The following is a 24,283-nucleotide window of genomic DNA, read 5'->3' on the forward strand; positions in this document are numbered from 1 at the left end:
CTCCGAACCGCCCCGGCCCGGTGAAGGGCGTAGTTTTCAGGGAGATTATTGCGATAGAGATGGCAAAAACCACAATGCCATGAAGGGGCGCAGTCTAGCAGATTTTGTGACAGGCCGCATAAAATCTGCAAAAGAATGCCGGGTTTATCTGGCGGGGGGAGCAGGCCGCTGAGCGCGCTCAGCGGCCTGGTGCGTCATTGCAGCGCGGTTAACGCAGACGATACTTAATTTTTTCGACGATCTTCGCGGTGGAGATGCCATAGCGATCGTGAAGGGTCGGCAGCGCCCCGGCTAACAGGAACGCGTCGGGCAGCCCCACGCTATCCAGCTCACAGCGCACGCCCTTACGCATCAGCAGCGCGGCCACCGTCTCCCCTAACCCGCCGACCGCGGTATGGTTCTCGGCGGTTACCACCAGACGACCCGGCTTCGACGCCTGTTCAATAATCGCTTTTTCATCCAGCGGTTTGATGGTCGGCACGTGCAGGACCGCCACGCTGATGTTATCGGCCCGCAGCTTTTCAACCGCCTCCAGCGCGCGCATGGTCATCAGCCCGGAGGAGATGATCAGCACATCGTTGCCCTCCTCCAGCAGCTTCGCTTTACCCAGTTCGAACTGATAGTCGTATTTATCCAGCACCAGCGGCACCTTACCGCGCAGCAGGCGCATATACACCGGACCAGGGTGATCGGCGATAGCCGGCACCGCCTGCTCGATCTCCAGCGCATCGCAAGGATCGACGATGACCATCCCGGGGATACCGCGCATAATCGCCAGATCTTCGGTGGCCTGATGGCTAGGGCCATAGCCGGTCGTCAGGCCCGGCAGCGCCGCGCAGATCTTCACGTTCAGATGCTCTTCGGCGATAACCTGATGGATAAAATCATAGGCGCGACGGGTCGCAAAGGCGGCATAGGTGGTGGCAAAGGGAATAAATCCCTCCTTCGCCATCCCCCCTGCCGCCGCCATCAGCAGCTGTTCGGCCATTCCCATCTGGAAAAAACGATCCGGGAAGGCCTGGGCGAAAATATGCAGGTCGGTATATTTTGACAGATCCGCGGTCATGCCGACGATTTCCGGGCGCTGCGCCGCCAGTTTTGACAACGCGACGCCGAAGGGCGCAGAGACGGTCGCCTGGCCTTCATCAGCAATCGAGGCGATCATCGCCGACGTTTTTAAACGGGGTTGACTCTGGCTCATTACAGCACTCCTTCCGGTTTGTTAGCATCCAGCACGGCGATCGCTTTTTGCCATTCGTCTGCATCGACGCGAATAAAATGGTTTTTATCGCGGGTTTCGAGGAACGGCACCCCTTTGCCCATCAGCGTGTCGCATAAAATGACCCGCGGCTGGTTGCCGGAATAACTTTTCGCGTTGTCAAAGGCGGCCATCACCGCCGCCAGATCGTTACCGTCCACGCGCTGTACGTACCAGCCGAATGCGGCCCATTTTTCATGCAGCGGCTCGAAGCCGAGGATTTTGCGTGAATCGCCGTCAGCCTGCTGTTTGTTGACGTCGACAAGATTAATCAGGTTGGTCAGGCCATAGTGAGCCGCCGACATCGCCGCCTCCCAGGTCGACCCTTCGTCCAGTTCCCCATCGGACATGGAGTTGTAGACCCAGGCCGTGCTCTGTTTCTGCCGCAGCCCGAGCGCCATACCGACGGCGATGGACAGCCCCTGCCCCAGCGAACCGCCGGACATCTCCATCCCTGGCGTGTAGGTCGCCATACCGGACATCGGCAGGCGGCTGTCGTCGGAGCCATAGGTTTCCAGCTCGGCTTCCGGGATAATGCCCGCCTCCAGCAGCGCGGCATAATAGGCGATGGCGTAATGACCGTGAGAGAGCAGGAAGCGATCGCGCCCCTCCCACTCGGGATCTTCCGGGCGATAGGTCATCGCGTGGCTGAAGGCGGTCGCCAGTACATCGGCATAGCCCAGCGCCTGGCCGATATAGCCCTGCCCCTGAACTTCCCCCATTTGCAGGGCGTAGCGACGAATACGCCACGCCGCCGCGGCGACTTTTTGTGATTCGGTGATCTTCATCTGTTTGCCTCGCTTAGTGAATTAACATGCCGCCGTTAACGTCCAGGGTGATACCGGTGGAGTAGGAAGAGAGGTCGCTGCCGAGGAACAGCGCGGCGCGCGCGATGTCTACCGCGTCGCCGAGGCGGTTCATCGGGATCCCGGCAAGAATGTTGGCCGTCATGTCGTCGGTCAGCTTGCCGGCGGTAATGTCGGTCTGAATCAGCCCCGGGGTGATGCAGTTAACGCGGACGTTATCCGGGCCCAGTTCGCGCGCCATCGCCCGCGCCAGGCCAAGCACCCCAGCTTTTGCCGCGCTGTAGTGCGGGCCGCCGAAGATACCGCCGCCGCGCTGGGCGGAAACAGAAGAGATGCAGACGATGCTGCCGGATTTTTGCGCCCGCATGGTGGGAATTACCGCCTGCGACATCAGCAGCGTGCCGCGCAGGCTGACATCGAGCACGGCGTCATAGTTGGCGCGCTTGATATCCATCAGCTTCAGCGGCTGGGTAATTCCGGCGTTATTGACCAGTACATCGACCCGACCATATTTCGCCAGGATCTGTTCAATGGCCGCCTGCACCTGCACTTCGTCGGCGACGTTGGCCGCCAGGCCAAGATGGCCTTCACCCAGCGCCGCCGCCGCGGTTTTGCTGGCTTCGCCATTGAGGTCGATAATGACCACTTTCGCGCCGTTGTCGGCGAATAATTTCGCGGTGGCGAAACCCAAACCGCGTGCGGAGGCCGCGCCAGTAATAATGGCGACTTTATCTTTTAATAACATAGTTTCACTCCATGACATTACGTCATATTAATTAACAGGATATATTTCCGTTATTGTGGTTCATCGAGGAAGAGAATCACCACCAAACCAATGGCGGCGCAGATACCAAAATAGGTAAATACAGAATTAAAACTCCCCGTTTTATCAAGTAAGAAACCGGCTGCCATCGGCGCGACAAATCCACCGAGGTTGCCGCCGCTATTAATTATGGAAGAAGCGATCGGATAGGTTTTGCTATCCGAAACGGCCATACCGTAAGCGGTAAAAGCCGGCCAGCCGATATTCAAACAAAAACCGACAAAAAATAATCCAATACAGACCGCCAGGGTGCTCGCCGGGATATTCAGCATAATTAACATCATGACCACCGTTGACACCGCAGTAAACATCATGGTGGGTTTACGTCGGCGGCCCAGGACTTTATCTGAAATCCACCCGCCGCCGATCGCGCCAATAAAGCCGCCGATGCACGGCATACTGGCTACGAAGCCCATACTCATTACATCAAAGCCACGCTCTTTGACTAAATACAGGGGGATCCAGGTTAATAATCCGTACAGCACGCTAACCATCATAAAATACGCCAGGCAGTCACCGAGAATATTTTTTGAGGTGAATAAGCCTTTCGCCGTATCAATTGGCGCCATCTTCTTTACCCGAATGATTTTATCCAGCCAGGTGAATCGATCGGCAATTAATATATTTTCGCGTACGCTATTATTATGACTTTCACGCCCGGCATTAATCTCTGCCAGTTCGCTTTGTGAAACAAATCCGCTTTCTGATGGCTTTGACTTCACCAATAAATACCAGGCTATCGCTGCCACAATCCCGGGTATCGCGAAGGAGAAAAAGACCCATCGCCAGCCCCAGGTCACCGCAATCCACACCGCCAGCGGCGGGACGATAATCGGCGCAAACATAGTGGCCGCGATATATACGCCGGTTGCTGTGGCTTTCTCCTTTGGTGGAAACCAGTTATTTATGGTGGAAGCCAGCCCCACCGGGCATGGCCCTTCGCTAAGGCCCAGTCCCAACCGCACCAGCTTCAGGCCAAACACCGAGCTTACCGTGCCCATTAGCCAGGTAAAGGCGGAGAAACCGAAAATGGACAGTGAGACCAGCCCCCGGGTACCGCGTTTGGCGATGAAAAAGCCGGCCGGGATCTGGCTTACCGCATAGCCGAGGAAAAACATACTGGCAATCGCCCCGGCTTCAAAATTGTTGATATGAAATTCATCAATGATAAACGGCAGTACCGCGCCGATATTTGTTCTGTCGGCGTAATTTATGGCATACACCAGAAAAATCATCGTCAAAACTACGAGACGATATTTTGTTTTCCTGGCGTCAGTACAGACTAGTGTATCTATACGTGACATAGGGTTTCCTCATCTTATACCTCATCCACCTCACTGCCCGTTGCCGCTTCGGATCACCGCGTTTTCACTTTCCATACAGCAGCAGGAGATAAATATCTTTTCGCTCAGCTAAACAGGTGGTTAGGTGTTTTATTATGGCGATCTCAACGCATCGCCGTTTGTGATCAGGCCTGTGAGAGGAATATAACAACCCCACAATGAAACGGTATTCAAAAAACCTCAATTATGATTGAGAAAAATTGAGTTAGTGACTTCCCGCAAATTTTTAGCGTTTACTGACAGGCGCTCTTTTAATGAGATAAATTGTTAAGCCCATCACAAATTAACGTTGTTTTTTCGCTTTTCCCTATGCTGGCTATCCTGGCTGCGCCACGCTGTTCGCTATTTTATTTTATTCGCGCCCTGCGCAGGATGCCGTCATGAGTCAACCGCTGCCCAATAAAAATTTGCCGATGCCCTCTTTACGCAATATCCAGGCGTTTATTGAAGTCGCCGATACCGGCAGTCTCAACCTGGCCGCAGAGAATCTCAACATTACCGCCTCGGCGGTCAGCCACCAGATAGCCAGCCTGGAGCACTTTCTGGGGAAAAAACTCTTCTCCCGCAGTAGCAAGGGCGTCATGTTGACCGCGGTGGGAGAAAAATATCTCAAAGAGGTTTCCGGCGCGCTGAATATGATTGGCCAGGCCACCAGCCAGGTGATCAACGATATTCATCAGGATTATTTACGTATTCACTCGGCGCCGAGTTTCGGCCTGCTGTGGCTGATGCCTCGTCTGGATAAATTCCGCCAGGCGTGGCCGACGTTAAAAATCAGCCTGACCTGCTCATATGAAAGCATCCAGTTCTCGCGGGATAATATTGATATCGATATTCGCCACGGCCTGTCACAGTGGCCGACGCTGATGGTCAGAACCATTAAAAATGAATGCGTACTGCCCTACAGCGCAGCCTCTTATTTAGCCGACCACCCTGTTCGCACCCCGGAAGATCTGCTGGCCTGCGATCTGATCCACTCCGACAGTACCTTAATTAACTGGAGCAACTGGCTGTCGTGGCACAAGGTCCGCGGCTGGCACAAAAACTTTATCTTTAACTTCGACCGGTCATACATGAGTATTGAGGCAGCCCGAATGGGGATGGGAGTGATCCTTGAAAGCAATCTGCTGGCCGGCGGCCATGTGCGCCAGGGGCAGCTGACGCCGGTATTTGCCGACGAGCGGAGTATGCCGGTCGGCGCGCACCACTTCGTTCTCCCCCACGCCAATGAACAGAAGGAGAAGGTTCAGCGCTTCTTCACCTGGGTCGCCGGGGAGCTACAGGAAGACGGTTTTCATATTTAGTCCTGGCGGGTGGACAAACCGCCAGTCGGCGCCTAAAGTTAATCAATCGATTGATTAATTTTTGCAGAACGCGATGACCACTAAAGGCGAACAGGCAAAAAGTCAGCTTATCGCAGCCGCTATCGCCCAGTTTGGCGAATACGGCCAGCATGCCACCACCCGCGATATCGCCGCCCAGGCCGGGCAGAATATCGCCGCGATCACCTATTATTTTGGCTCGAAAGACGACCTGTACCTCGCCTGCGCCCAGTGGATCGCCGATTTTATCGGGGATAATTTTCGTCCGCACGCTGAAGCGGCAGAGGCCTTGCTTGCCAGTGAGGCCCCCGATCGCCAGGCAATACGCACCTTGATCCTCAGCGCCTGCCACAACATGATCCTGCTGCTGACCCAGGATGACACGGTTAACTTAAGCAAGTTCATTTCCCGTGAGCAGCTGGCGCCGACCGCCGCGTACCATCTGATCCACCAGCAGGTGATCGCCCCCCTGCACCACTATCTCACCCGGCTGATTGCCGCCTGGACCGGCCGCGATGCCGGTGATACGCAAATGATCCTCCACACCCACGCCCTGCTGGGCGAGGTGCTGGCTTTTCGTCTCGGGCGCGAAACCATTCTGTTGCGCACCGGCTGGACGCAGTTTGACGCGCAAAAAACCGAACAAATTTTCGCAGTCATTACCTGCCATATCGATTTCATTCTGCATGGGTTATCGCAAAGGAGTTTGGGCTGATGAAAAAACCCGTCGTCGTCATTCTGTTGATTGTGATTATTCTCGCCGCGCTGGGCGGCGGCTGGTGGTGGTACCAGAACAGCCGGCAGCAGCCGCTGACCCTGTATGGCAATGTCGATATCCGCACCGTCAACATGAGCTTCCGCGTCGGCGGCAGGCTAGCCTCGCTGACCGTCGACGAAGGCGACAGCATCCGCGCCGGGCAAACCCTCGGCGAGCTTGACCGTGCCCCCTATGAAAACGCCCTGCTGCAGGCCCAGGCCAATGTCTCCACCGCCCAGGCGCAGTATGACCTGATGATGGCCGGCTACCGCTCGGAAGAGATTGCCCAGGCCGCGGCGGCGGTAAAACAGGCGCAGGCCGCTTACGACTATGCGCAAAACTTTTATCAGCGCCAGCTCGGGCTGCGCGCCAGCAGCGCCATTTCCGCCAACGATCTGGAGAACGCCCGCTCCTCACGTGACCAGGCGCAGGCAACGCTCAAATCGGCGCAGGATAAGCTGCGTCAGTACCGCGCCGGTAACCGCCCGCAGGAGATAGCGCAGGCCAAAGCCAGCCTGGAACAAGCGCAGGCGGCATTGGCCCAGGCCAAACTGGACCTGCACGACACCGTGCTCACCGCCCCTTCTGACGGCACCCTGATGACCCGCGCCGTCGAGCCCGGCACCATGCTGAACGCTGGCGGCACCGTGCTGACGCTGTCCTTAACCCATCCGGTATGGGTCCGCGCCTACGTTGACGAGAAAAACCTCGGCCAGGCGCAGCCGGGACAAGAAGTGCTGCTCTATACCGACGGCCGGCCGGACAAGCCCTATCACGGTAAAATCGGCTTTGTCTCGCCGAGCGCTGAATTCACGCCGAAGACCGTCGAGACTCCCGATCTGCGCACCGATCTGGTCTACCGTCTGCGCATTGTGGTGACCGACGCCGACGGCGCGCTGCGTCAGGGGATGCCGGTGACCGTCTCCTTTAACAACGGGAACGGACATGAGTGAGGCCGTCATCGCCTTAAACGGCCTGAGCCGCCGTTTTCCCGGTATGGACCGGCCAGCGGTAGCGCCGCTGACCTGCACGATCCGCGCCGGCTACGTCACCGGGCTGGTGGGCCCCGACGGCGCAGGGAAAACCACCCTGATGCGAATGCTGGCCGGGTTGCTCAAGCCCGATGAGGGCAGCGCCAGCGTCATCGGCTTCGACCCGCTAAAAGACGACAGCGCCCTGCACGCGGTGCTTGGCTATATGCCGCAGAAGTTCGGCCTGTATGAAGATCTGACGGTGATGGAAAACCTGACCCTGTACGCCGACCTGCGCAGCGTCACCGGCGAGGCGCGGAAGAAAATATTTGCCCGTCTGCTGGAGTTTACCGCCCTTGGGCCGTTCACCGACCGGCTGGCAGGCAAGCTTTCCGGCGGCATGAAACAAAAGCTGGGGCTCGCCTGTACCCTGGTGGGCGACCCGAAAGTACTGCTGCTTGATGAGCCTGGCGTCGGCGTCGACCCTATCTCCCGCCGCGAGCTGTGGCAGATGGTGCACGAGCTGGCCGGCGACGGCATGCTGATCCTGTGGAGTACCTCTTATCTCGATGAAGCCGAGCAGTGCCGCGATGTACTGCTGATGAACGAAGGCAAACTACTCTACCAGGGAGAGCCGACGGCGCTGACGCAAACCATGGCCGGACGCAGTTTCCTTGTCTCCAGCTCGCAGGAGAACAATCGCCGTCTGCTGCAGCGGGCGCTAAAGCTGCCGCAGGTTAGCGATGGCGTGATCCAGGGCAAGTCGGTGCGCCTGATCCTGAAAAAAGACGCCCCTATTGATGAGGTCCAGCAGCAGGCCGACATGCCGCCGCTGCAGGTGGCGGAGACGGCGCCGCGCTTTGAAGACGCGTTTATCGACCTGCTCGGCGGCGCCGGCACCGCCGAATCGCCGCTGGGAGCGATCATCCATCGCGTTGACGGCAGCAAAGACGAAACGGTGATTGAGGCGCAATCATTAACCAAAAAATTTGGTGATTTCGCCGCCACCGACCATGTCGATTTCCAGGTCAAGCGCGGCGAAATCTTCGGCCTCCTCGGTCCCAACGGCGCCGGGAAATCCACCACCTTCAAAATGATGTGCGGTCTGCTGGTGCCTACCTCCGGCAAAGCGCTGGTATTGGGGATGGATCTCAAGGTCAGCTCCGGCAAGGCGCGCCAGCATCTGGGCTATATGGCGCAAAAATTTTCGCTGTACGGCAACCTCAGCGTCGAGCAGAACCTGCGCTTTTTCTCCGGCGTCTATGGCCTGCGCGGCCGGGCGCAAAGTGAAAAAATCGCCCGGATGAGCGATGCTTTTGGCCTGAAAAGTATCGCCCGCCACGCCGCCGACGAGCTGCCGCTCGGCTATAAACAGCGGCTGGCGCTGGCCTGCTCGCTGATGCACGAGCCCGATATTCTGTTTCTCGATGAGCCCACCTCCGGCGTCGACCCGCTTACCCGCCGCGAGTTCTGGCTGCATATCAACAGCATGGTCGATAAAGGGGTGACGGTGATGGTCACCACTCATTTTATGGATGAGGCGGAATACTGCGATCGCATCGGGCTGGTCTATCACGGCAAGCTTATCGCCAGCGGTACCCCGGATGCGCTGAAGGCGCAGGCGGCGGATGACAGCCAGACGGACCCGACCATGGAACAGGCGTTTATTACTCTGATTAACCGCTGGGATAAGGAGAATGACCATGAGCAGTAACCTCCTCTCCTGGCGACGGGTCCGCGCCCTGTGTATCAAAGAGACCCGGCAAATCGTCCGCGATCCCAGCAGCTGGCTGATCGCAGTGGTGATCCCGCTATTGCTGCTGTTTATCTTCGGTTATGGCATCAACCTCGACTCCAGCAAACTGCGGGTCGGCGTATTGCTGGAGCAGCAGAGCGAAGAGGCGCTGGATTTCGTCCATACCATGACCGGCTCGCCCTATATTGACGCCACCGTCAGCGACAGCCGCAGGCAGCTGGTTGAGATGATGCAGGCCGGGCGCATTCGCGCCATGGTGGTCATTCCCGTCGATTTCGACCGCCAGATGGCCCGCGCCGGCGCCAGTGCGCCGATTCAGTTGATTACCGACGGCAGCGAGCCCAATACCGCGAACTTCGCCCAGGGCTATGTGGAAGGTATCTGGCAGATCTGGCAGCAGCAGCGGGCGGAAGACCGCGGTGAAACCTTTGAACCGCTGATCGACGTGCAGATGCGCTACTGGTTTAATCCGGCCGCCATCAGCCAGTACTTTATTATCCCCGGCGCGGTGACCATCATTATGACCGTGGTCGGCGCCATACTAACCTCGCTGGTGGTGGCCCGCGAGTGGGAACGCGGCACTATGGAAGCGCTGCTGTCGACGGAAATCACCCGCGCCGAGCTGCTGCTGTGCAAGCTCATCCCCTACTATTTCCTCGGCATGCTGGCGATGCTGCTCTGTATGCTGGTATCGGTATTTATTCTCGGCGTGCCCTATCGCGGCTCGCTGCTGATCCTGTTTGTCATCACCAGCTTGTTTTTGCTCAGCACCCTGGGCATGGGGCTGCTGATTTCAACGATAACCCGCAACCAGTTTAACGCCGCCCAGGTTGCGCTGAACGCCGCCTTTTTACCGTCGATTATGCTGTCCGGGTTTATTTTCCAGATAGACAGTATGCCGGCGGTGATCCGCGCGGTGACCTACGTGATCCCGGCGCGCTATTTCGTCAGCACCCTGCAAAGCCTGTTTCTGGCGGGTAATATTCCGGTGGTGCTGCTGGTGAACGTGCTGTTTTTGATTGCGTCGGCGGTGATGTTTATCGGTCTGACATGGTTGAAAACCAAGCGGCGTCTGGATTAGGTTTTGCCCGGTGGCGCTGCGCTGACCGGGCCTGCGGTAGGTTTCGGTCGCCCGGGTCCGACATGAGGAAGGTTCTATGTTTCACCGTTTATGGACATTAATCCGCAAAGAGCTGCAGTCGCTGCTGCGCGAACCGCAGACGCGGGCGATTTTAATCATGCCGGTACTGATTCAGGTGCTGCTGTTTCCCTTTGCCGCGACGCTGGAGGTGACCAACGCCACCATCGCCATCTACAACGAAGACAGCGGCCGCCACGCGGTAGAGCTGACCCAACGCTTCGCCCGCGCCAAAGCTTTTACCCATGTCCTGTTGCTGAAAAGCCCTCAGGCGATCCAGCCGACCATCGACGAGCAAAAAGCCCTGCTGGTGGTGCGCTTTCCGGCCGATTTTTCGCGCAACCTCGACAACTATCAAACCGCCCCGCTGCAGCTGCTGCTCGACGGGCGCAACTCTAACAGCGCGCAAATCGCCGCCAACTACCTGCAGCAGATCGTGAAAGACTATCAGCAGGAACTGCTCGAGGGGAAAGCGAAGCCGAATAACAGCGAACTGGTGGTACGCAACTGGTATAACCCGAATCTCGACTATAAATGGTTCGTGGTGCCATCGCTTATCGCCATGATCACCACCATCGGGGTGATGATCGTCACCTCGCTGTCGGTGGCCCGTGAGCGCGAACAGGGAACCCTCGACCAGCTGCTGGTCTCTCCCCTTGCCACCTGGCAAATCTTCGTCGGTAAAGCGGTGCCAGCGCTGATTGTCGCCACCCTGCAGGCGACTATCGTGCTGGCGATCGGGATCTGGGCCTATCAGATCCCGTTTGCCGGCTCGCTGCTGCTGTTTTACTTCACAATGGTAATTTATGGCTTATCGCTGGTGGGCTTTGGCTTATTGATTTCGTCGCTGTGCGCCACGCAGCAGCAGGCGTTTATCGGCGTGTTCGTCTTTATGATGCCGGCGATCCTGCTCTCCGGCTACGTCTCGCCGGTAGAAAACATGCCGCAGTGGCTGCAGGATGTCACCTGGATCAACCCGATCCGCCACTTTACCGATATCACCAAGCAAATTTATCTGAAGGATGCGAGTCTGAAGATAGTGTGGGGAAGTTTGTGGCCGCTACTGGTCATAGCGGCCACCACCGGCTCAGCGGCGTATGCGATGTTCCGAAGAAAGATTGCCTAGTTTTTTATCTTTCGCCAGCAGCGAGACCACCGCCGGGCCTGCCAGTATCACCAGCCCGGCGAGGGCCAGCAGCAGGTTATTGTGCAGCACGCGCGACAGCAGCCACAGCGCTATCATGGCGGCGCCAAAGTACCAGGTCGTGGTGAGCTCCTCAAGGAAGTCTCCCACGTCGCGCCAGCGCGCCTCATGGTGACGCTGCAAAAACAGCATCGCCAGCAGCGTGACGCTATAGAGGACGCACAGTCCCAATCCGACGCGCACCAGCGCGCCGCTCATCCAACCCATCACCAGTACTGCCACGACCAGTAGATGCAACATAATCTGCCAGCAACTAAGACCTGTTGCGACGCGTACACGTTGTTGCCACTTCATGGCTTCTCTCCTGAAGGATTTTTCTCTGTTACTCAGAGTACCGCACTTTACGGAAAATTCCGTATCACCGCATCTTTTTGTGACGTCTACTACACTATTTTATTCAGGAAAGTGACATTTACTGGAGAATTATGGCTGAGCCAACGTCGGGATTTTCGTTGAACGTGCTGACAATTAACACCCATAAAGGCTTTACGGCGTTTAATCGGCGTTTTATCTTGCCCGAACTACGCGACGCCGTGCGCAGCGTCAGCGCTGACATTGTTTGCCTGCAGGAAGTGATGGGCGCTCACGAAGTTCACCCGCTGCACATCGAGAACTGGCCAGATACCACCCATTATGAATTTCTCGCCGACACCATGTGGAGCGATTACGCCTACGGGCGCAACGCGGTCTATCCGGAAGGCCACCACGGCAATGCCGTACTGTCGCGCTTTCCCATTGAATACTATGAAAATCGCGATATCTCGGTCGGCAACGGTGAGAAACGCGGTCTGCTGTACTGCCGCATCGTGCCGCCAGAAAGCGGCGTGACGATCCATGTTATCTGCGTTCATCTGGGCTTACGCGCCGACCAACGGCAGGCGCAGTTGACCATGCTGGCGGAGTGGGTCAATACCCTGCCCGCCGGTGAGCCGGTGGTGGTGGCCGGGGATTTTAACGACTGGCGTCAGCAGGCGAATCAGCTGTTAAAAGCGCAAGCCGGGCTGGAAGAGATCTTTACCCGCGCCCGCGGGCGACCAGCGCGCACATTCCCGGTCAGTTTTCCGCTGCTGCGCCTTGACCGCATTTACGTCAAGAACGCCCATGCCAGCCAACCGAAGGCGCTGGCGCTCAAACAATGGCGGCATCTGTCCGATCATGCCCCCCTTAGCGTGGAGATACATTTGTGAAATGTCGTTGGCAGGAAGGCAACCGCATTACGCTACTGGAGAACGGCGACCAGTACTATCCGGCGCTGTTTGCAGCCATCGGCCGCGCCAGTCGTCGGGTGATCCTCGAATCCTTTATCTGGTTTGAAGATGAGGTCGGTCGGCGGCTACACGCGGTCCTGCTGAAGGCCGCCCGCCGCGGCATCCAGGTGGAGGTTTTGCTCGACGGCTACGGCTCACCGGATCTCAGCGATGAGTTTGTCGGCGAACTCACTGCCGCCGGGGTAATTTTTCGCTACTACGATCCGGGTCCTAAGCTGCTGGGGATGCGCACCAATCTGTTCCGCCGTATGCACCGTAAAATCGTGGTGATCGACGACACCACCGCCTTTGTCGGCGGCATTAACTACTCCGCCGAGCATATGAGCGACTACGGCCCCGAGTCAAAGCAGGATTACGCGGTGCAGGTCGAGGGACCGGTGGTGCTCGACATCCTGCAGTTCGAACTGGAAAATCTGCCCACTAGTGAACACACCCGCCGCTGGTGGCGCCGCCGCCGTCACCAGCCGGAGATCAACCAGACGCCCGGCGAGGCGCAGGCGCTGTTTGTCTGGCGCGACAATCAGGATCACCGGGACGATATTGAACGCCACTATCTGAAGATGCTGACCAGCGCCCGCCGGGAGGTGATCATTGCCAATGCTTATTTCTTTCCTGGCTATCGCCTGCTGCATGCGATGCGCAATGCCGCGCGGCGCGGCGTGCGGGTCAAGCTGATCGTCCAGGGCGAGCCGGATATTCCGATTGTGAAGTTTGGCGCCCACCTGCTCTATCACTACCTCGTTAAGGGCGGAGTGCAGATCTACGAGTATCGCCGCCGTCCACTGCATGGCAAGGTCGCCCTCGCAGACGATCACTGGGCCACCGTCGGGTCGAGCAACCTGGATCCATTGAGCCTGTCACTGAATCTGGAAGCCAATCTGATCATCCACGATCGGGTGTTTAACCAGACGCTGCGCGATAACCTCAACGGGCTTATCGCCAGGGATTGCCAGCGCATCGATAAATCCATGCTGCCGAAACGCAGCTGGTGGCGGCTGGGCGTCAGCGTGATGGCCTTCCACTTTCTGCGCCACTTCCCGGCGTGGGTCGGCTGGCTGCCGGCCCATACCCCGCGCCTGGCGAGGGTTAGCCCGCCGGTGCAACCGGAAATTGAAACCCAGGATCGCGTCGAATCACAAACCAGGGATAATCCGCTATGAGCAAATCGCATCCCCGCTGGCGGTTGGCGAAAAGAGTATTGACCGGGCTCTTTTTTATCGCCGTCATCGTCCTGCTGGTGATTTACGCGCAGAAAGTCGACTGGCAGGACGTGTGGAAGGTGATCCGCGGCTACGACCGGCTGGCGCTGGGCAGCGCCATTGCGCTGGTTATCGTCAGCTATCTGATCTATGGCTGCTACGATCTGCTTGGCCGCGCCTATTGCGGGCACAAGCTGGCGAAACGCCAGGTGATGCTGGTGTCGTTTATCTGTTATGCCTTTAACCTGACGCTCAGCACCTGGGTCGGCGGGATCGGTATGCGCTACCGGCTGTACTCGCGGCTGGGGCTGAACGGCAGCACCATTACGCGTATTTTTTCCTTAAGCATTACCACCAACTGGCTGGGCTATATCCTGCTCGGTGGCGTGATATTCACGGCGGATCTGGTGAAGCTGCCGCCGCACTGGTACATCAGCCAAACCACTCTGCGCATTATCGGTGGGGTGATGTTGGTTCTCACGCTTTGCTATCTGTTCGGCTGCGCGTTCGCCAAACGCCGTCACCTGACGATTAAAGGCCAGCGGCTGGTGCTGCCCTCCTGGCGCTTCGCGCTGCTGCAGATGGGACTCTCTGCGGCAAACTGGATGGCGATGGGGGCGATAATCTGGCTGCTGTTGGGCAGCGAGATTAACTATTTTCTGGTATTAGGGGTGCTGCTGGTCAGCAGTATCGCCGGGGTGATTATCCACATTCCGGCCGGGATCGGCGTGCTGGAGGCGGTATTTATCGCCATGCTCTCCGGGGAAGAGATTACGAAGGGCGCGATCATTGCCGCTCTGCTCGCCTGGCGCGCACTCTATTATTTCCTGCCGCTGCTGCTGGCGACGGTGGCTTATCTGCTGCTGGAGAGCCGGGCGAAAAAGCTGCGGCAGAAGAACGAACGCAAGCTGGCCCGCGAGTAAAACGACCAGGTCACGCTGCGCTTGCACGGCCTAAACGCCAGCCGGATGATTCCCTCTCCCTCCGGGAGAGGGCCAGGATGAGGGAAAGCACTGCAGTGTGGTTGTTTATGTTATCAGTGGCTTCAGCGTAGTTTGCGCTCCCGGTTAGTCTTCTGCGTTATATCTCTTACGGCGCAGGGAGCGCACAGGGGGCGGCCAGTCGCCGCCGCCCCCTGTACCCCCGGGCTCCGGCCAGCACCGGCAGTTTCAGCAAGAAAGGTGAATAAATTAACGGCAGACCGCACAAACCGTAGGCCGGGCAAGGCGCCAGCCGCCGCCCGGCAACATCACGGGTACCGTGCCTGAAATCTCGCCCGGCGGCGCTGCGCTTGCACGGGCCTAAACGCCAGCCGGATGATTCCTTCTCCCTCCGGGAGAGGGACAGGGTGAGGGAAAGCACTGCAGTGTGGTTATTTATGTTATCTGTGGCTTCAGCGTAGTTTGCGCTCCCGGTTAGTCTTCTGCGTTATGTCTCTTACGGCGCAGGGAGCGCACAGGGGGCGGCCAGTCGCCGCCGCCCCCTGTACCCCCGGGCTCCGGCCAGCAACATCGCCGCTACGCGGTCCCTTCGACTTATCCCTGAAAGCTTCGGGTCGGGCCGAGGCAGCGTCCGTGCAAAACACGGCCCTCAGCCCGCATCCATGCGGGCTGCCCCGGCCTTCCGGGAACGTCTCAGCGATGTTGAGGCCGTCAGCACCGGCAGTTTCAGCAAGAAAGGTGAATAAATTAACGGCAGGTCGCACGAACCGTAGGCCGGATAAGCGTAGCGTCATCCGGCACAAGACGGGTATGGCGCCGGAGATATCCTGCCCGGCGGCGCTGCGCTTGCACGGGCCTAAACGCCAGCCGGACAGTTCCCTCTCCCTTCGGGAGAGGGCCAGGGTGAGGGGAAGCACTGCAGTGTGGTTGTTTATGTTATCGGTGGCTTCAGCGTAGTTTGCGCTCCCGGTTAATCGTCTGCGTTATGTCACTCATGGCGCAGGGAGCGCACAGGGGGCGGCCAGTCGCCGCCGCCCCCTGTACCCCCGGGCTCCGGCCAGCAACATCGCCGCTACGCGGTCCCTTCGACTTATCCCTGCAGGCTTCGGGTCGGGCCGAGGCAGCGTCCGTGCAAAACACGGCCCTCAGCCCGCATCCATGCGGGCTGCCCCGGCCTTCCGGGAACGTCTCAGCGATGTTGAGGCCGTCAGCACCGGCAGTTTCAGCAAGAAAGGTGAATAAATTAACGGCAGGTCGCACGAACCGTAGGCCGGATAAGCGTAGCGTCATCCGGCACAAGACGGGTATGGCGCCGGAGATATCCTGCCCGGCGGCGCTGCGAATGCACGGGCCTAAACGCCAGCCGGTCGGTTCCCTCTCCCTCCGGGAGAGGGCCAGGGTGAGGGGCAGCACTGCAGTGTGGTTGTTTATGTTATCTGTGGCTTCAGCGTAGTTTGCGCTCCCGGTTAGTCTTCTGCGTTATGTCTCTTACGGCGCAGGGAGCGCACAGGGGGCGGCCAGTCGCCGCCGCCCCCTGTACCCCCGGGCTCCGGCCAGCAACATCGCCGCTACGCGGTCCCTTCGACTTATCCCTGCAGGCTTCGGGTCGGGCCGAGGCAGCGTCCGTGCAAAACACGGCCCTCAGCCCGCATCCATGCGGGCTGCCCCGGCCTTCCGGGAACGTCTCAGCGATGTTGAGGCCGTCAGCACCGGCAGTTTCAGCAAGAAAGGTGAATAAATTAACGGCAGGTCGCACGAACCGTAGGCCGGATAAGCGTAGCGTCATCCGGCACAAGACGGGTATGGCGCCGGAGATATCCTGCCCGGCGGCGCTGCGCTTGCACGGGCCTAAACGCCAGCCGGACAGTTCCCTCTCCCTTCGGGAGAGGGCCAGGGTGAGGGGAAGCACTGCAGTGTGGTTGTTTATGTTATCGGTGGCTTCAGCGTAGTTTGCGCTCCCGGTTAATCGTCTGCGTTATGTCACTCATGGCGCAGGGAGCGCACAGGGGGCGGCCAGTCGCCGCCGCCCCCTGTACCCCCGGGCTCCGGCCAGCAACATCGCCGCTACGCGGTCCCTTCGACTTATCCCTGAAAGCTTCGGGTCGGGCCGAGGCAGCGTCCGTGCAAAACACGGCCCTCAGCCCGCATCCATGCGGGCTGCCCCGGCCTTCCGGGAACGTCTCAGCGATGTTGAGGCCGTCAGCACCGGCAGTTTCAGCAAGAAAGGTGAATAAATTAACGGCAGGCCGCACGAACCGTAGGCCGGGCAAGGCGCCAGCCGCCGCCCGGCAACATCACGGGTACCGTGCCTGATATCTCGCCCGGCGTTGCTGCGCTTGCCGGGCGTCAGGAGATGTAACCCTTTAATAAAAAGGGTTAGCGGCGGTTGCCCATAATACGCAGCAGCATCAGGAACAGGTTAATGAAGTCCAGATACAGCGTTAAGGCGCCGAGAATCGAATATTTACGCAGTGTGGCGCTATCGCGGGTATCAATCTGCTCGCCGATGTTTTTCAGCTTCTGGGTGTCATACGCCGTCAGACCGACGAACACCAGCACCCCAATGTAGGTCACCGCCCACATCAGCGCTTCGCTCTTCAGCCACAGGTTCACCAACGACGCCAGCACGATACCAATCAGCCCCATAAACAGCATGCTGCCGAAGCCGCTCAGATCGCGCTTAGTGGTGTAACCATACAGGCTCATCGCCCCGAACATCCCGCCGGTGACCACAAAAGTGCTGGCGATCGATGAGTAGGTATAGGCGATAAAAATGCTCGACAGCGTCAGCCCTGTCAGCGCCGAGTAGAGCATAAACAGCGTGGTGGCCATCCCGGCACTCAGCCGCTGCACCATCCCCGACAGCACAAACACCAGCGCGAGCTGAGCAATAATCAGCCCGAAGAAAGTGATTTTGCTCGAAAAGACGAACATCATCACCGCCGGGGTGTTGGCCGCAAACCACGCGATAAACGCCGTCAGCAGCAGGCCGACCGTCATCCAGCCGTACACCTGCGCCATGTAAGTCTGCAGGCCGGTACGGCCCTGCACTATTGAATCGGAACGCGGATATCTGTCCATGACTCTCTCCTGATTAACCAAGTTTCACCCTGTAAGCGTATCACACTACCAGCGCTCTGCCGCCTGACGATCGCTGTCGCGAGCGTCGACCCAGCGTTCGCCTTCCGGCGTCGCCTCGCGCTTCCAGAACGGCGCGCGGGTTTTCAGGTAATCCATAATAAACTCGCCGGCGGCGAAGGCGCTGCCGCGGTGGGCGCTGGTGACGCCGACAAACACAATTTCTTCCCCCGGCCACATTTCGCCAATGCGGTGGATAACCGTCACCCGGCCCAGCGGCCAGCGCTCGCGCGCCAGCTCGACAATTTCCGCCAGTGATTTCTCGGTCATCCCCGGATAGTGTTCGAGGGTTAAGGCTTTCACGCTGTCGCCGAGGTTGTGATTGCGTACTTTACCGGTGAAGGTGACCACCGCGCCGTCTTCATCGCGTTCGGCCAGCCAGGGATATTCCTCGCCGACGCTAAAGCGCGCCGGGCTGACCACGATACGGGTTTGCGTCATCTTAGCCTCCCGTTACCGGTGGAAAGAACGCCACTTCGTCGCCGCTGGCGACCGGATGGTCAAACGCGTTCAGCGTCTGGTTGACTGCCGCCAGCAGCTTGCCCTCTTCCAGGGCCAGCGCCCAACGGTCGCCGCGAGCGGCAAGCTGCTGACGCACGGCTTCGACGGTCGCCAGGTCGCTGGCGTCGAGAGTCAACGCATCGGTACCCACCAGCTCGCGCACCTGGGCAAAAAACAGAACCTTAATCATGGCGTTCACCCGCCTTAAAATCCCCGGACTTGCCGCCGCTTTTCTCCAGCAGGCGCACCGGGCCAATCACCATATCTTTCTGTACCGCTTTGCACATATCGTAAATGGTCAGCGCGGCAACCGAGGCAGCGGTCAATGCTTCCATTTCGACGCCGGTTTTCCCGGTGAGCCGGCAGAGCGACTCGATGCGCACCCGGTTATGTTCCGGCTGCGCCTGCAAATTGACTTCCACTTTGCTGAGCATCAGCGGATGGCACAGCGGGATCAGATCCCAGGTGCGTTTGGCCGCCTGGATCCCGGCGATACGCGCGGTGGCGAACACATCGCCTTTGTGGTGACTGCCGTCGATAATCATCGCCAGCGTCGCCGCCTGCATTTCGACGAATGCCTCGGCGCGCGCTTCGCGCACCGTTTCTGCTTTGCCGGAGACATCCACCATATGGGCTTCGCCCGCGGCGTTAATATGGGTCAGTTGTGACATAAATTATTTCTTCAGGTGGGGAAGGAAGTTACACGGACGGGTGCGGGCATCCAGCTGCGGGGCAATGATGTTGTCCCACGCCGTGCGGCAGGCTTTGGTCGAACCCGGCATGGCGAAAATCAGCGTGCGGTTAGCAACGCCGGCCACGGCCCGGGACTGCAGGGTCGAGGTGCCGATCTCTTCGAACGACAGCATGCGGAACACTTCACCAAAGCCTTCGACCTCACGGTCAAACAGCGGCAGCAGCGCTTCCGGCGCCTGATCGCCATCGGTAAAACCGGTCCCGCCGGTGATCAGTACCACCTGCACGTCGTCGCTGGCGATCCACGCCGATACCTGGGCGCGGATGGCGTAGCGGTTCTCTTTCACGATCGCCTTATCGACGACATGGTGCCCCGCCTCCTGCGCCGCCTCGCGCAGCCAGTGGCCGGAGGTGTCGTCCTCTTCGCCGCGGCGGCTGGAAACGGTTAGAACAGCAATACGGGTCGGGATAAACTCAGCGCTAGCCTGGCTCATCTGAATACTCCTTTCGAAAACGATTAACCGCCAATATAGGACAGGTTCTGCGTAATACCGGTGTTGCCCTGATGCAGGAAATGGGTCTGCTTTTTATGGGTCAAGGCTTCGGCGATCCGCGCCTCCAGCTCGGCCTGCTGCCGGTCGTCGGCCATCAGATCGCGCAGATCGACGCCGCCATCGCCAAACAGACACAGATGCAGTTTGCCAACGGATGAGACGCGCAGACGGTTGCAGGTGGCGCAGAAGTCTTTTTCATACGGCATGATGAGGCCGATTTCACCGGCGTAATCAGGATGACAGAAGACCTGCGCCGGGCCATCGCTGCGCTGGCGGATCTGATGGATCCAGCCGCGACGCAGCAGTTCGTCGCGCAGCACTATGCCGGAGAGATGATGACGGCGGAACAGGTCGCTGCCCTCGCCGGTCTCCATCAGCTCAATAAAACGCAGTTGAATACGGCGCGGCTGGATCCACGCGAGAAAGGTATCGAGCTGGTGGTGGTTAACATCGCGCATCAGCACGGTGTTGACCTTCACCTTGTCAAAGCCAGCGGCGAAAGCGGCGTCAATCCCGTCCATCACCTGGCGGAACTTGTCCTGGCCGGTGATGGCGTGGAACTGACGGGCGTCGAGGCTATCAACGCTGACGTTAATCGCCGTCAGCCCGGCATCGCGCCAGCGTTCGACGTCGCGCGCCAGACGGTAACCGTTAGTGGTGACCGCAATCTGACGGATCGCGCTGTTTTCACGCACTGCGGCAATGATCTCAGTGAAGTCGCGGCGCAGGGAGGGTTCCCCACCGGTCAGGCGAACTTTTTCAGTGCCCAGCGCGGAGAAAGCGCGCGTGACCCGGCGCACTTCGTCTACGCTGAGAAAGCCGTTGTTATTGACGGCGCCGGGCTTGTAGCCATCCGGCAGGCAGTAGGTGCAACGGAAATTGCACACATCGGTAATCGACAGACGCAGGTAAAAAAACTTACGCGCGAATGCATCGGTAAGCTGTGAGGCCATATACACCTTTCCAAATACGGGAGGCGCGGTCATTTCTTCCCACGCCCTGGCGACACCCGGAGGGGTCGCGGCCAAACCGCCATATCTTTTGACACAGGCGAAGAGGCTAGAGTGTTAACAGGTTATGCCGATAGTAGCGCGTTACGGACGGTTTCGCCATTTGCGATTTCGCTATATAAGCTTGTATATATCGCTAACTTCGTGCATTTTCGCTACAGAATAGCCATAAATCATTTTTTTGCCTTGATATCGGTCAGTTTGTCAGGCTCCTCCCATCGTCTTTTAGGGGTAGATCGGGTAGTGTGTGGCCGTTTATGTGAAATAAGGAATTTCTATGCGCAATCGTACATTCGCTGACCTCGATCGGGTGGTCGCGCTCGGCGGCGGGCATGGTCTGGGCCGGGTGATGTCTTCCCTCTCCTCGCTCGGCTCGCGGCTGACGGGCATTGTGACCACCACCGACAACGGGGGTTCTACCGGGCGGATCCGCCGCTCGGAAGGCGGCATTGCCTGGGGCGATATGCGCAACTGCATCAATCAGTTAATCGCCGAGCCGAGCGTGGCGTCGGCGATGTTTGAGTATCGTTTTAGCGGTAATGGCGAACTTTCCGGGCATAACCTCGGAAACCTGATGTTAAAGGCCCTCGATCACCTCAGCGTGCGGCCTTTAGAAGCTATCAATTTGATCAGGAACCTGCTGAAAGTCGACGCGTTTCTTATCCCGATGTCGGAACAACCGGTGGATTTGATGGCGCTCGATCATGAAGGCCATGAAGTTTACGGCGAAGTGAATATCGATCAGCTCGACAACGTACCCCAGGAGCTGATGCTCACCCCGCCGGTGCCGGCCACCCGTGAGGCAGTGGAAGCTATCGCCGAAGCCGATCTGATCCTCATCGGCCCGGGAAGCTTTTACACCAGTCTGCTGCCGATCCTGTTGCTCGACGAAATGGCTCAGGCGCTGCGCCGAACCCCAGCGCCGATGGTGTTCATCGATAATCTCGGCAAAGAGCACAGCCCGGCCGCCAGACTGTCGCTGGCGGAACGCGTTGCGATTATGGAGCGCTACGTGGGTAAGCGGGTGGTGGATGCGGTCATCGCCGGCCCGAAGGCCGATATCCGCGGCATCGACGACCGGCTGGTGATTCAGACGCCGCTGGAGGCCAGCGATGTGCCCTATCGCCATGATCGGGCGCTGCTGCGCGGGGCGCTGGAAAAAGCGATCCAGCTGCCGGGCTGACGCTGCGCGCCGGAGGGACTGCTTTCGGCGCACCTTAAAATCTTAAGGTTGTCTTAAAATACGGCTGGCACTATACCCTTATCTTTTTCTGTGGGTAGGTATTATGTCGTTATTACCTCTGCGTCGGCCAGTTCTCAGCCGCACGGCTTATTTGATTCTCTTTGCTTGCTATATCGGTATCTTTCTCAACCTGGCCTTTTATCGCCAGGTTTTCCCGCTACTGCCGGTAAACAGCCTGCATAACTGGCTGGTATTCCTCAGTATGCCGATCGTGGCCATTAGCGTGATGAATATCATCACCACCCTCGCCTCGTTCCTGAAGCTCGATCGGGTGGTCATCAGCCTGTTTATTCTGCTCAGCGCGTCGGCGCAGTACTTTATCTGGTCCTTCGGCGTGGTGATTGACCGTTCGATGATCGCCAATATCTTCGATACCACCCCGGCGGAAAGCTTTGCTCTGCTGTCGACGAAAATGGTCATCGTGCTGGGACTTTCCGGACTGTTGATGGTTCTGGTCGCCTGGTGGATTAAAGTTCGTAAGCCCGCCTCTTTCTGGCGCGGCGCGGCGATGCGCCTGCTCAATATCGCCGTTTCGACGCTGCTGATTATTCTGGTGGCCGCGCTGTTCTATAAAGATTACGCCTCGGTGTTCCGTAACAACAAAGAGCTGGTGAAATCCCTGAGCCCTTCCAACAGCATTGTGGCGGTCAACTCCTGGTATGCTCACCACCGGATGGATAACCTGCCGCTGGTGAAGATTGGCGAAGATGCCAAACAGAAACCGGTGATGCATAACGGTCCCCGCAAGAACCTGACGATTGTCGTGCTGGGCGAAACCTCGCGCGCCGGGAATTTCTCGCTGGGCGGCTACGGGCGGCAGACTAACCCACGCCTGCAACAGGACGACGTGGTGTACTTCCCGAAAACCACCTCCTGCGGCACGGCAACCGCGGTTTCCGTCCCCTGTATGTTCTCCAATATGCCGCGCGCGCATTACGATGAAGAACTGGCGCACCATCAGGAAGGCGTCCTGGATATTCTGCAACGCGCTGGTGTTCAGGTGCTGTGGAACGATAATGACGGCGGCTGCAAAGGGGCTTGCGATCGGGTGCCGCACCAGAACGTGACTGACCTGAAGCTGACCGGCCAGTGCATCGATGGCGAATGCTACGACGAGGTGCTGTTCCATAATCTGGATAGCTACATCGACAACCTGCAACAGGACGGCATTATCGTACTGCATACCATCGGCAGCCACGGCCCGACCTATTACAACCGCTACCCGGCTGAATTCAAAAAATTCACCCCGACCTGCGATACCAATGAAATCCAAAGTTGTACGCAACAACAGTTGACCAATACCTACGACAACACCATTTTATATGTCGATTATGTCGTTGATAAAGCCATAAAATTACTACAATCCAAACAGGATAAATTTACCACTAGCCTGGTTTATTTGTCCGACCACGGCGAATCGCTGGGTGAAGATGGCGTCTATTTACATGGTCTGCCGTACTCCATCGCGCCGGATACGCAAAAACACGTGCCCATGCTGCTGTGGCTGTCGCCGGATTACCAGCAACGCTATGGTGTTTCCAGCCAGTGTTTGCAACAACAGGCTAAGACGAAGGATTATTCCCAAGATAATCTGTTCTCCACCCTGCTCGGCCTGCTCGGCGTCAGCACCCACGAGTACCAGGCAGCAGATGATATTTTAACGCCATGTAGAGAGGCTGGTTGATGAAAATCTTAGTCATTGAAGACGATGCGCTGCTGTTGCAGGGATTGATCCTGGCGATGCAAAGTGAAGGATATGTGTGCGACGGCGTCTCCACAGCGCACGAAGCGGCGCTATCGCTGGCCAGCAATCATTACAGCCTGATCGTACTCGACCTCGGCCTGCCAGATGAAGACGGCCTGCATTTTCTCACCCGTATGCGGCGAGAGAAAATGACCCAGCCGGTGCTGATCCTCACCGCCCGCGATACGCTTGAGGATCGCATTAGCGGTCTCGATACCGGCGCGGATGACTATCTGGTGAAACCCTTTGCCCTGGAAGAGCTGAATGCGCGCATTCGCGCCCTGCTCCGCCGGCATAACAATCAAGGCGATAACGAAATCAGCGTTGGCAATCTGCGCCTCAATGTCACCCGCCGGCTGGTATGGTTGGGTGAGACGGCGCTGGAATTGACACCGAAAGAATATGCCCTGCTGTCGCGACTGATGATGAAGGCCGGTAGCCCGGTCCATCGCGAGATCCTCTATAACGATATCTACAGCTGGGACAACGAGCCGGCGACCAATACCCTGGAAGTGCACATTCATAACCTGCGCGATAAGATTGGTAAATCGCGGATCCGCACCGTCAGGGGCTTTGGCTATATGCTGGTTAACAGCATCGACACGGAATAGACC

Annotated in this window: 23 protein-coding genes, 1 pseudogene and 1 riboswitch; of the genes and pseudogenes, 12 read left to right on the forward strand and 12 right to left on the reverse strand. The window is 58.2% G+C overall.

Annotation, left to right across the window (positions count from 1 at the left end):
• Window positions 1–208: 208 nt before the first annotated feature.
• The 5 genes and pseudogenes from B8P98_RS19470 to B8P98_RS31100 all read right to left on the reverse strand — a co-directional run bounded on the left by B8P98_RS19470 (window position 209) and on the right by B8P98_RS31100 (window position 4,619).
• The gene (locus tag B8P98_RS19470) at window positions 209–1,201 is read right to left on the reverse strand and encodes a transketolase family protein (protein ID WP_025714759.1); all 993 of its coding nucleotides are present in this window, start codon (window positions 1,199–1,201) and stop codon (window positions 209–211) included.
• A complete protein-coding gene (locus tag B8P98_RS19475) occupies window positions 1,201–2,046 on the reverse strand; it encodes a transketolase (protein ID WP_025714758.1) in 846 nt (281 codons plus the stop codon). Before B8P98_RS19475 ends, B8P98_RS19470 begins: the two co-directional genes overlap by 1 nt.
• 13 nt (window positions 2,047–2,059) lie before the next feature.
• Window positions 2,060–2,809 (reverse strand): SDR family NAD(P)-dependent oxidoreductase, encoded by a 750-nt coding sequence (locus tag B8P98_RS19480; RefSeq protein WP_012542384.1) that lies wholly within the window; start codon window positions 2,807–2,809, stop codon window positions 2,060–2,062.
• Between the two features lie 50 nt (window positions 2,810–2,859).
• A complete protein-coding gene (locus B8P98_RS19485; protein WP_080897595.1) occupies window positions 2,860–4,191 on the reverse strand; it encodes an MFS transporter in 1,332 nt (443 codons plus the stop codon).
• A gap of 290 nt (window positions 4,192–4,481) precedes the next feature.
• Window positions 4,482–4,619: pseudogene (locus tag B8P98_RS31100) on the reverse strand (hypothetical protein).
• On the opposite strand from B8P98_RS31100, the gene B8P98_RS19490 reads away from it, so the two are divergent.
• The 6 genes from B8P98_RS19490 (at window position 4,611) to B8P98_RS19515 (ending at window position 11,300) form a co-directional block, all read left to right on the forward strand.
• Complete coding sequence (locus B8P98_RS19490) at window positions 4,611–5,534, forward strand: LysR substrate-binding domain-containing protein (RefSeq protein ID WP_080897596.1); 924 nt, start codon at window positions 4,611–4,613, stop codon at window positions 5,532–5,534. The pseudogene B8P98_RS31100 and the gene B8P98_RS19490 overlap by 9 nt on opposite strands.
• A 73-nt stretch (window positions 5,535–5,607) precedes the next feature.
• Window positions 5,608–6,267 carry a transcriptional regulator CecR gene (gene cecR, locus B8P98_RS19495; RefSeq protein WP_042930026.1) on the forward strand — a complete coding sequence of 220 codons (660 nt, stop codon included), beginning with the start codon at window positions 5,608–5,610 and terminating at the stop codon, window positions 6,265–6,267.
• Window positions 6,267–7,262, forward strand: coding sequence for a secretion protein HlyD (gene hlyD / locus B8P98_RS19500; RefSeq protein WP_025714754.1), 996 nt, complete (start codon window positions 6,267–6,269; stop codon window positions 7,260–7,262). The genes cecR and hlyD overlap by 1 nt, the downstream gene beginning before the upstream one ends.
• Window positions 7,255–8,994, forward strand: a complete 1,740-nt coding sequence (locus B8P98_RS19505; protein WP_080897597.1) for an ATP-binding cassette domain-containing protein — start codon at window positions 7,255–7,257, stop codon at window positions 8,992–8,994. The genes hlyD and B8P98_RS19505 overlap by 8 nt, the downstream gene beginning before the upstream one ends.
• Window positions 8,984–10,117: an ABC transporter permease gene (locus B8P98_RS19510; RefSeq protein WP_080897598.1), complete on the forward strand. Its 1,134-nt coding sequence runs from the start codon at window positions 8,984–8,986 to the stop codon at window positions 10,115–10,117. The genes B8P98_RS19505 and B8P98_RS19510 overlap by 11 nt, the downstream gene beginning before the upstream one ends.
• Window positions 10,118–10,193: 76 nt before the next feature.
• The gene (locus tag B8P98_RS19515; protein WP_025714751.1) at window positions 10,194–11,300 is read left to right on the forward strand and encodes an ABC transporter permease; all 1,107 of its coding nucleotides are present in this window, start codon (window positions 10,194–10,196) and stop codon (window positions 11,298–11,300) included.
• Here B8P98_RS19515 and B8P98_RS19520 read toward each other — a convergent pair.
• Window positions 11,262–11,672 (reverse strand): YbhQ family protein, encoded by a 411-nt coding sequence (locus B8P98_RS19520; RefSeq protein WP_025714750.1) that lies wholly within the window; start codon window positions 11,670–11,672, stop codon window positions 11,262–11,264. The genes B8P98_RS19515 and B8P98_RS19520 overlap by 39 nt on opposite strands.
• 131 nt (window positions 11,673–11,803) lie before the next feature.
• On the opposite strand from B8P98_RS19520, the gene B8P98_RS19525 reads away from it, so the two are divergent.
• Genes B8P98_RS19525 through B8P98_RS19535 form a run of 3 tightly spaced genes read left to right on the forward strand, consistent with a single transcriptional unit; the run spans window position 11,804 to window position 14,768 of the window.
• Window positions 11,804–12,565 carry an endonuclease/exonuclease/phosphatase family protein gene (locus tag B8P98_RS19525; protein ID WP_025714749.1) on the forward strand — a complete coding sequence of 254 codons (762 nt, stop codon included), beginning with the start codon at window positions 11,804–11,806 and terminating at the stop codon, window positions 12,563–12,565.
• A complete protein-coding gene (gene clsB, locus B8P98_RS19530; RefSeq protein WP_025714748.1) occupies window positions 12,562–13,806 on the forward strand; it encodes a cardiolipin synthase ClsB in 1,245 nt (414 codons plus the stop codon). The genes B8P98_RS19525 and clsB overlap by 4 nt, the downstream gene beginning before the upstream one ends.
• Window positions 13,803–14,768, forward strand: a complete 966-nt coding sequence (locus tag B8P98_RS19535; protein WP_025714747.1) for a lysylphosphatidylglycerol synthase domain-containing protein — start codon at window positions 13,803–13,805, stop codon at window positions 14,766–14,768. The genes clsB and B8P98_RS19535 overlap by 4 nt, the downstream gene beginning before the upstream one ends.
• 2,394 nt (window positions 14,769–17,162) lie before the next feature.
• Here the strand turns inward: B8P98_RS19535 and B8P98_RS19565 are convergent.
• The 6 genes from B8P98_RS19565 to moaA all read right to left on the reverse strand — a co-directional run bounded on the left by B8P98_RS19565 (window position 17,163) and on the right by moaA (window position 20,625).
• The gene (locus B8P98_RS19565; protein ID WP_046882498.1) at window positions 17,163–17,867 is read right to left on the reverse strand and encodes a Bax inhibitor-1/YccA family protein; all 705 of its coding nucleotides are present in this window, start codon (window positions 17,865–17,867) and stop codon (window positions 17,163–17,165) included.
• A gap of 45 nt (window positions 17,868–17,912) precedes the next feature.
• Complete coding sequence (moaE, locus tag B8P98_RS19570) at window positions 17,913–18,365, reverse strand: molybdopterin synthase catalytic subunit MoaE (protein WP_080897249.1); 453 nt, start codon at window positions 18,363–18,365, stop codon at window positions 17,913–17,915.
• 1 nt (window position 18,366) lies between these two features.
• Window positions 18,367–18,615: a molybdopterin synthase sulfur carrier subunit gene (gene moaD / locus B8P98_RS19575; RefSeq protein WP_095033364.1), complete on the reverse strand. Its 249-nt coding sequence runs from the start codon at window positions 18,613–18,615 to the stop codon at window positions 18,367–18,369.
• Window positions 18,608–19,096 carry a cyclic pyranopterin monophosphate synthase MoaC gene (gene moaC / locus B8P98_RS19580; RefSeq protein ID WP_080897251.1) on the reverse strand — a complete coding sequence of 163 codons (489 nt, stop codon included), beginning with the start codon at window positions 19,094–19,096 and terminating at the stop codon, window positions 18,608–18,610. Before moaC ends, moaD begins: the two co-directional genes overlap by 8 nt.
• Before the next feature lie 3 nt (window positions 19,097–19,099).
• On the reverse strand, window positions 19,100–19,612 hold the full coding sequence (gene moaB, locus B8P98_RS19585; protein WP_025714199.1) for a molybdenum cofactor biosynthesis protein B: 513 nt from the start codon (window positions 19,610–19,612) through the stop codon (window positions 19,100–19,102).
• A 23-nt stretch (window positions 19,613–19,635) separates the two neighbouring features.
• On the reverse strand, window positions 19,636–20,625 hold the full coding sequence (moaA, locus tag B8P98_RS19590) for a GTP 3',8-cyclase MoaA (RefSeq protein WP_080897253.1): 990 nt from the start codon (window positions 20,623–20,625) through the stop codon (window positions 19,636–19,638).
• Window positions 20,613–20,751: riboswitch (molybdenum cofactor riboswitch) on the reverse strand. It overlaps the preceding gene by 13 nt.
• Window positions 20,752–20,959: 208 nt before the next feature.
• Here moaA and yvcK point away from each other — a divergent pair.
• The 3 genes from yvcK to pmrA all read left to right on the forward strand — a co-directional run bounded on the left by yvcK (window position 20,960) and on the right by pmrA (window position 24,280).
• The gene (gene yvcK / locus B8P98_RS19600; RefSeq protein ID WP_025714201.1) at window positions 20,960–21,865 is read left to right on the forward strand and encodes a uridine diphosphate-N-acetylglucosamine-binding protein YvcK; all 906 of its coding nucleotides are present in this window, start codon (window positions 20,960–20,962) and stop codon (window positions 21,863–21,865) included.
• 103 nt (window positions 21,866–21,968) lie between these two features.
• Complete coding sequence (eptA, locus tag B8P98_RS19605; protein ID WP_025714202.1) at window positions 21,969–23,609, forward strand: phosphoethanolamine transferase EptA; 1,641 nt, start codon at window positions 21,969–21,971, stop codon at window positions 23,607–23,609.
• Entirely contained in the window at window positions 23,609–24,280 is a 672-nt protein-coding gene (gene pmrA, locus B8P98_RS19610) for a two-component system response regulator PmrA (RefSeq protein ID WP_025714203.1), read from the forward strand. The genes eptA and pmrA overlap by 1 nt, the downstream gene beginning before the upstream one ends.
• Window positions 24,281–24,283 lie beyond the last annotated feature (3 nt).

It is taken from the genome of Klebsiella quasivariicola (assembly GCF_002269255.1).
Classification (GTDB): domain Bacteria; phylum Pseudomonadota; class Gammaproteobacteria; order Enterobacterales; family Enterobacteriaceae; genus Klebsiella; species Klebsiella quasivariicola.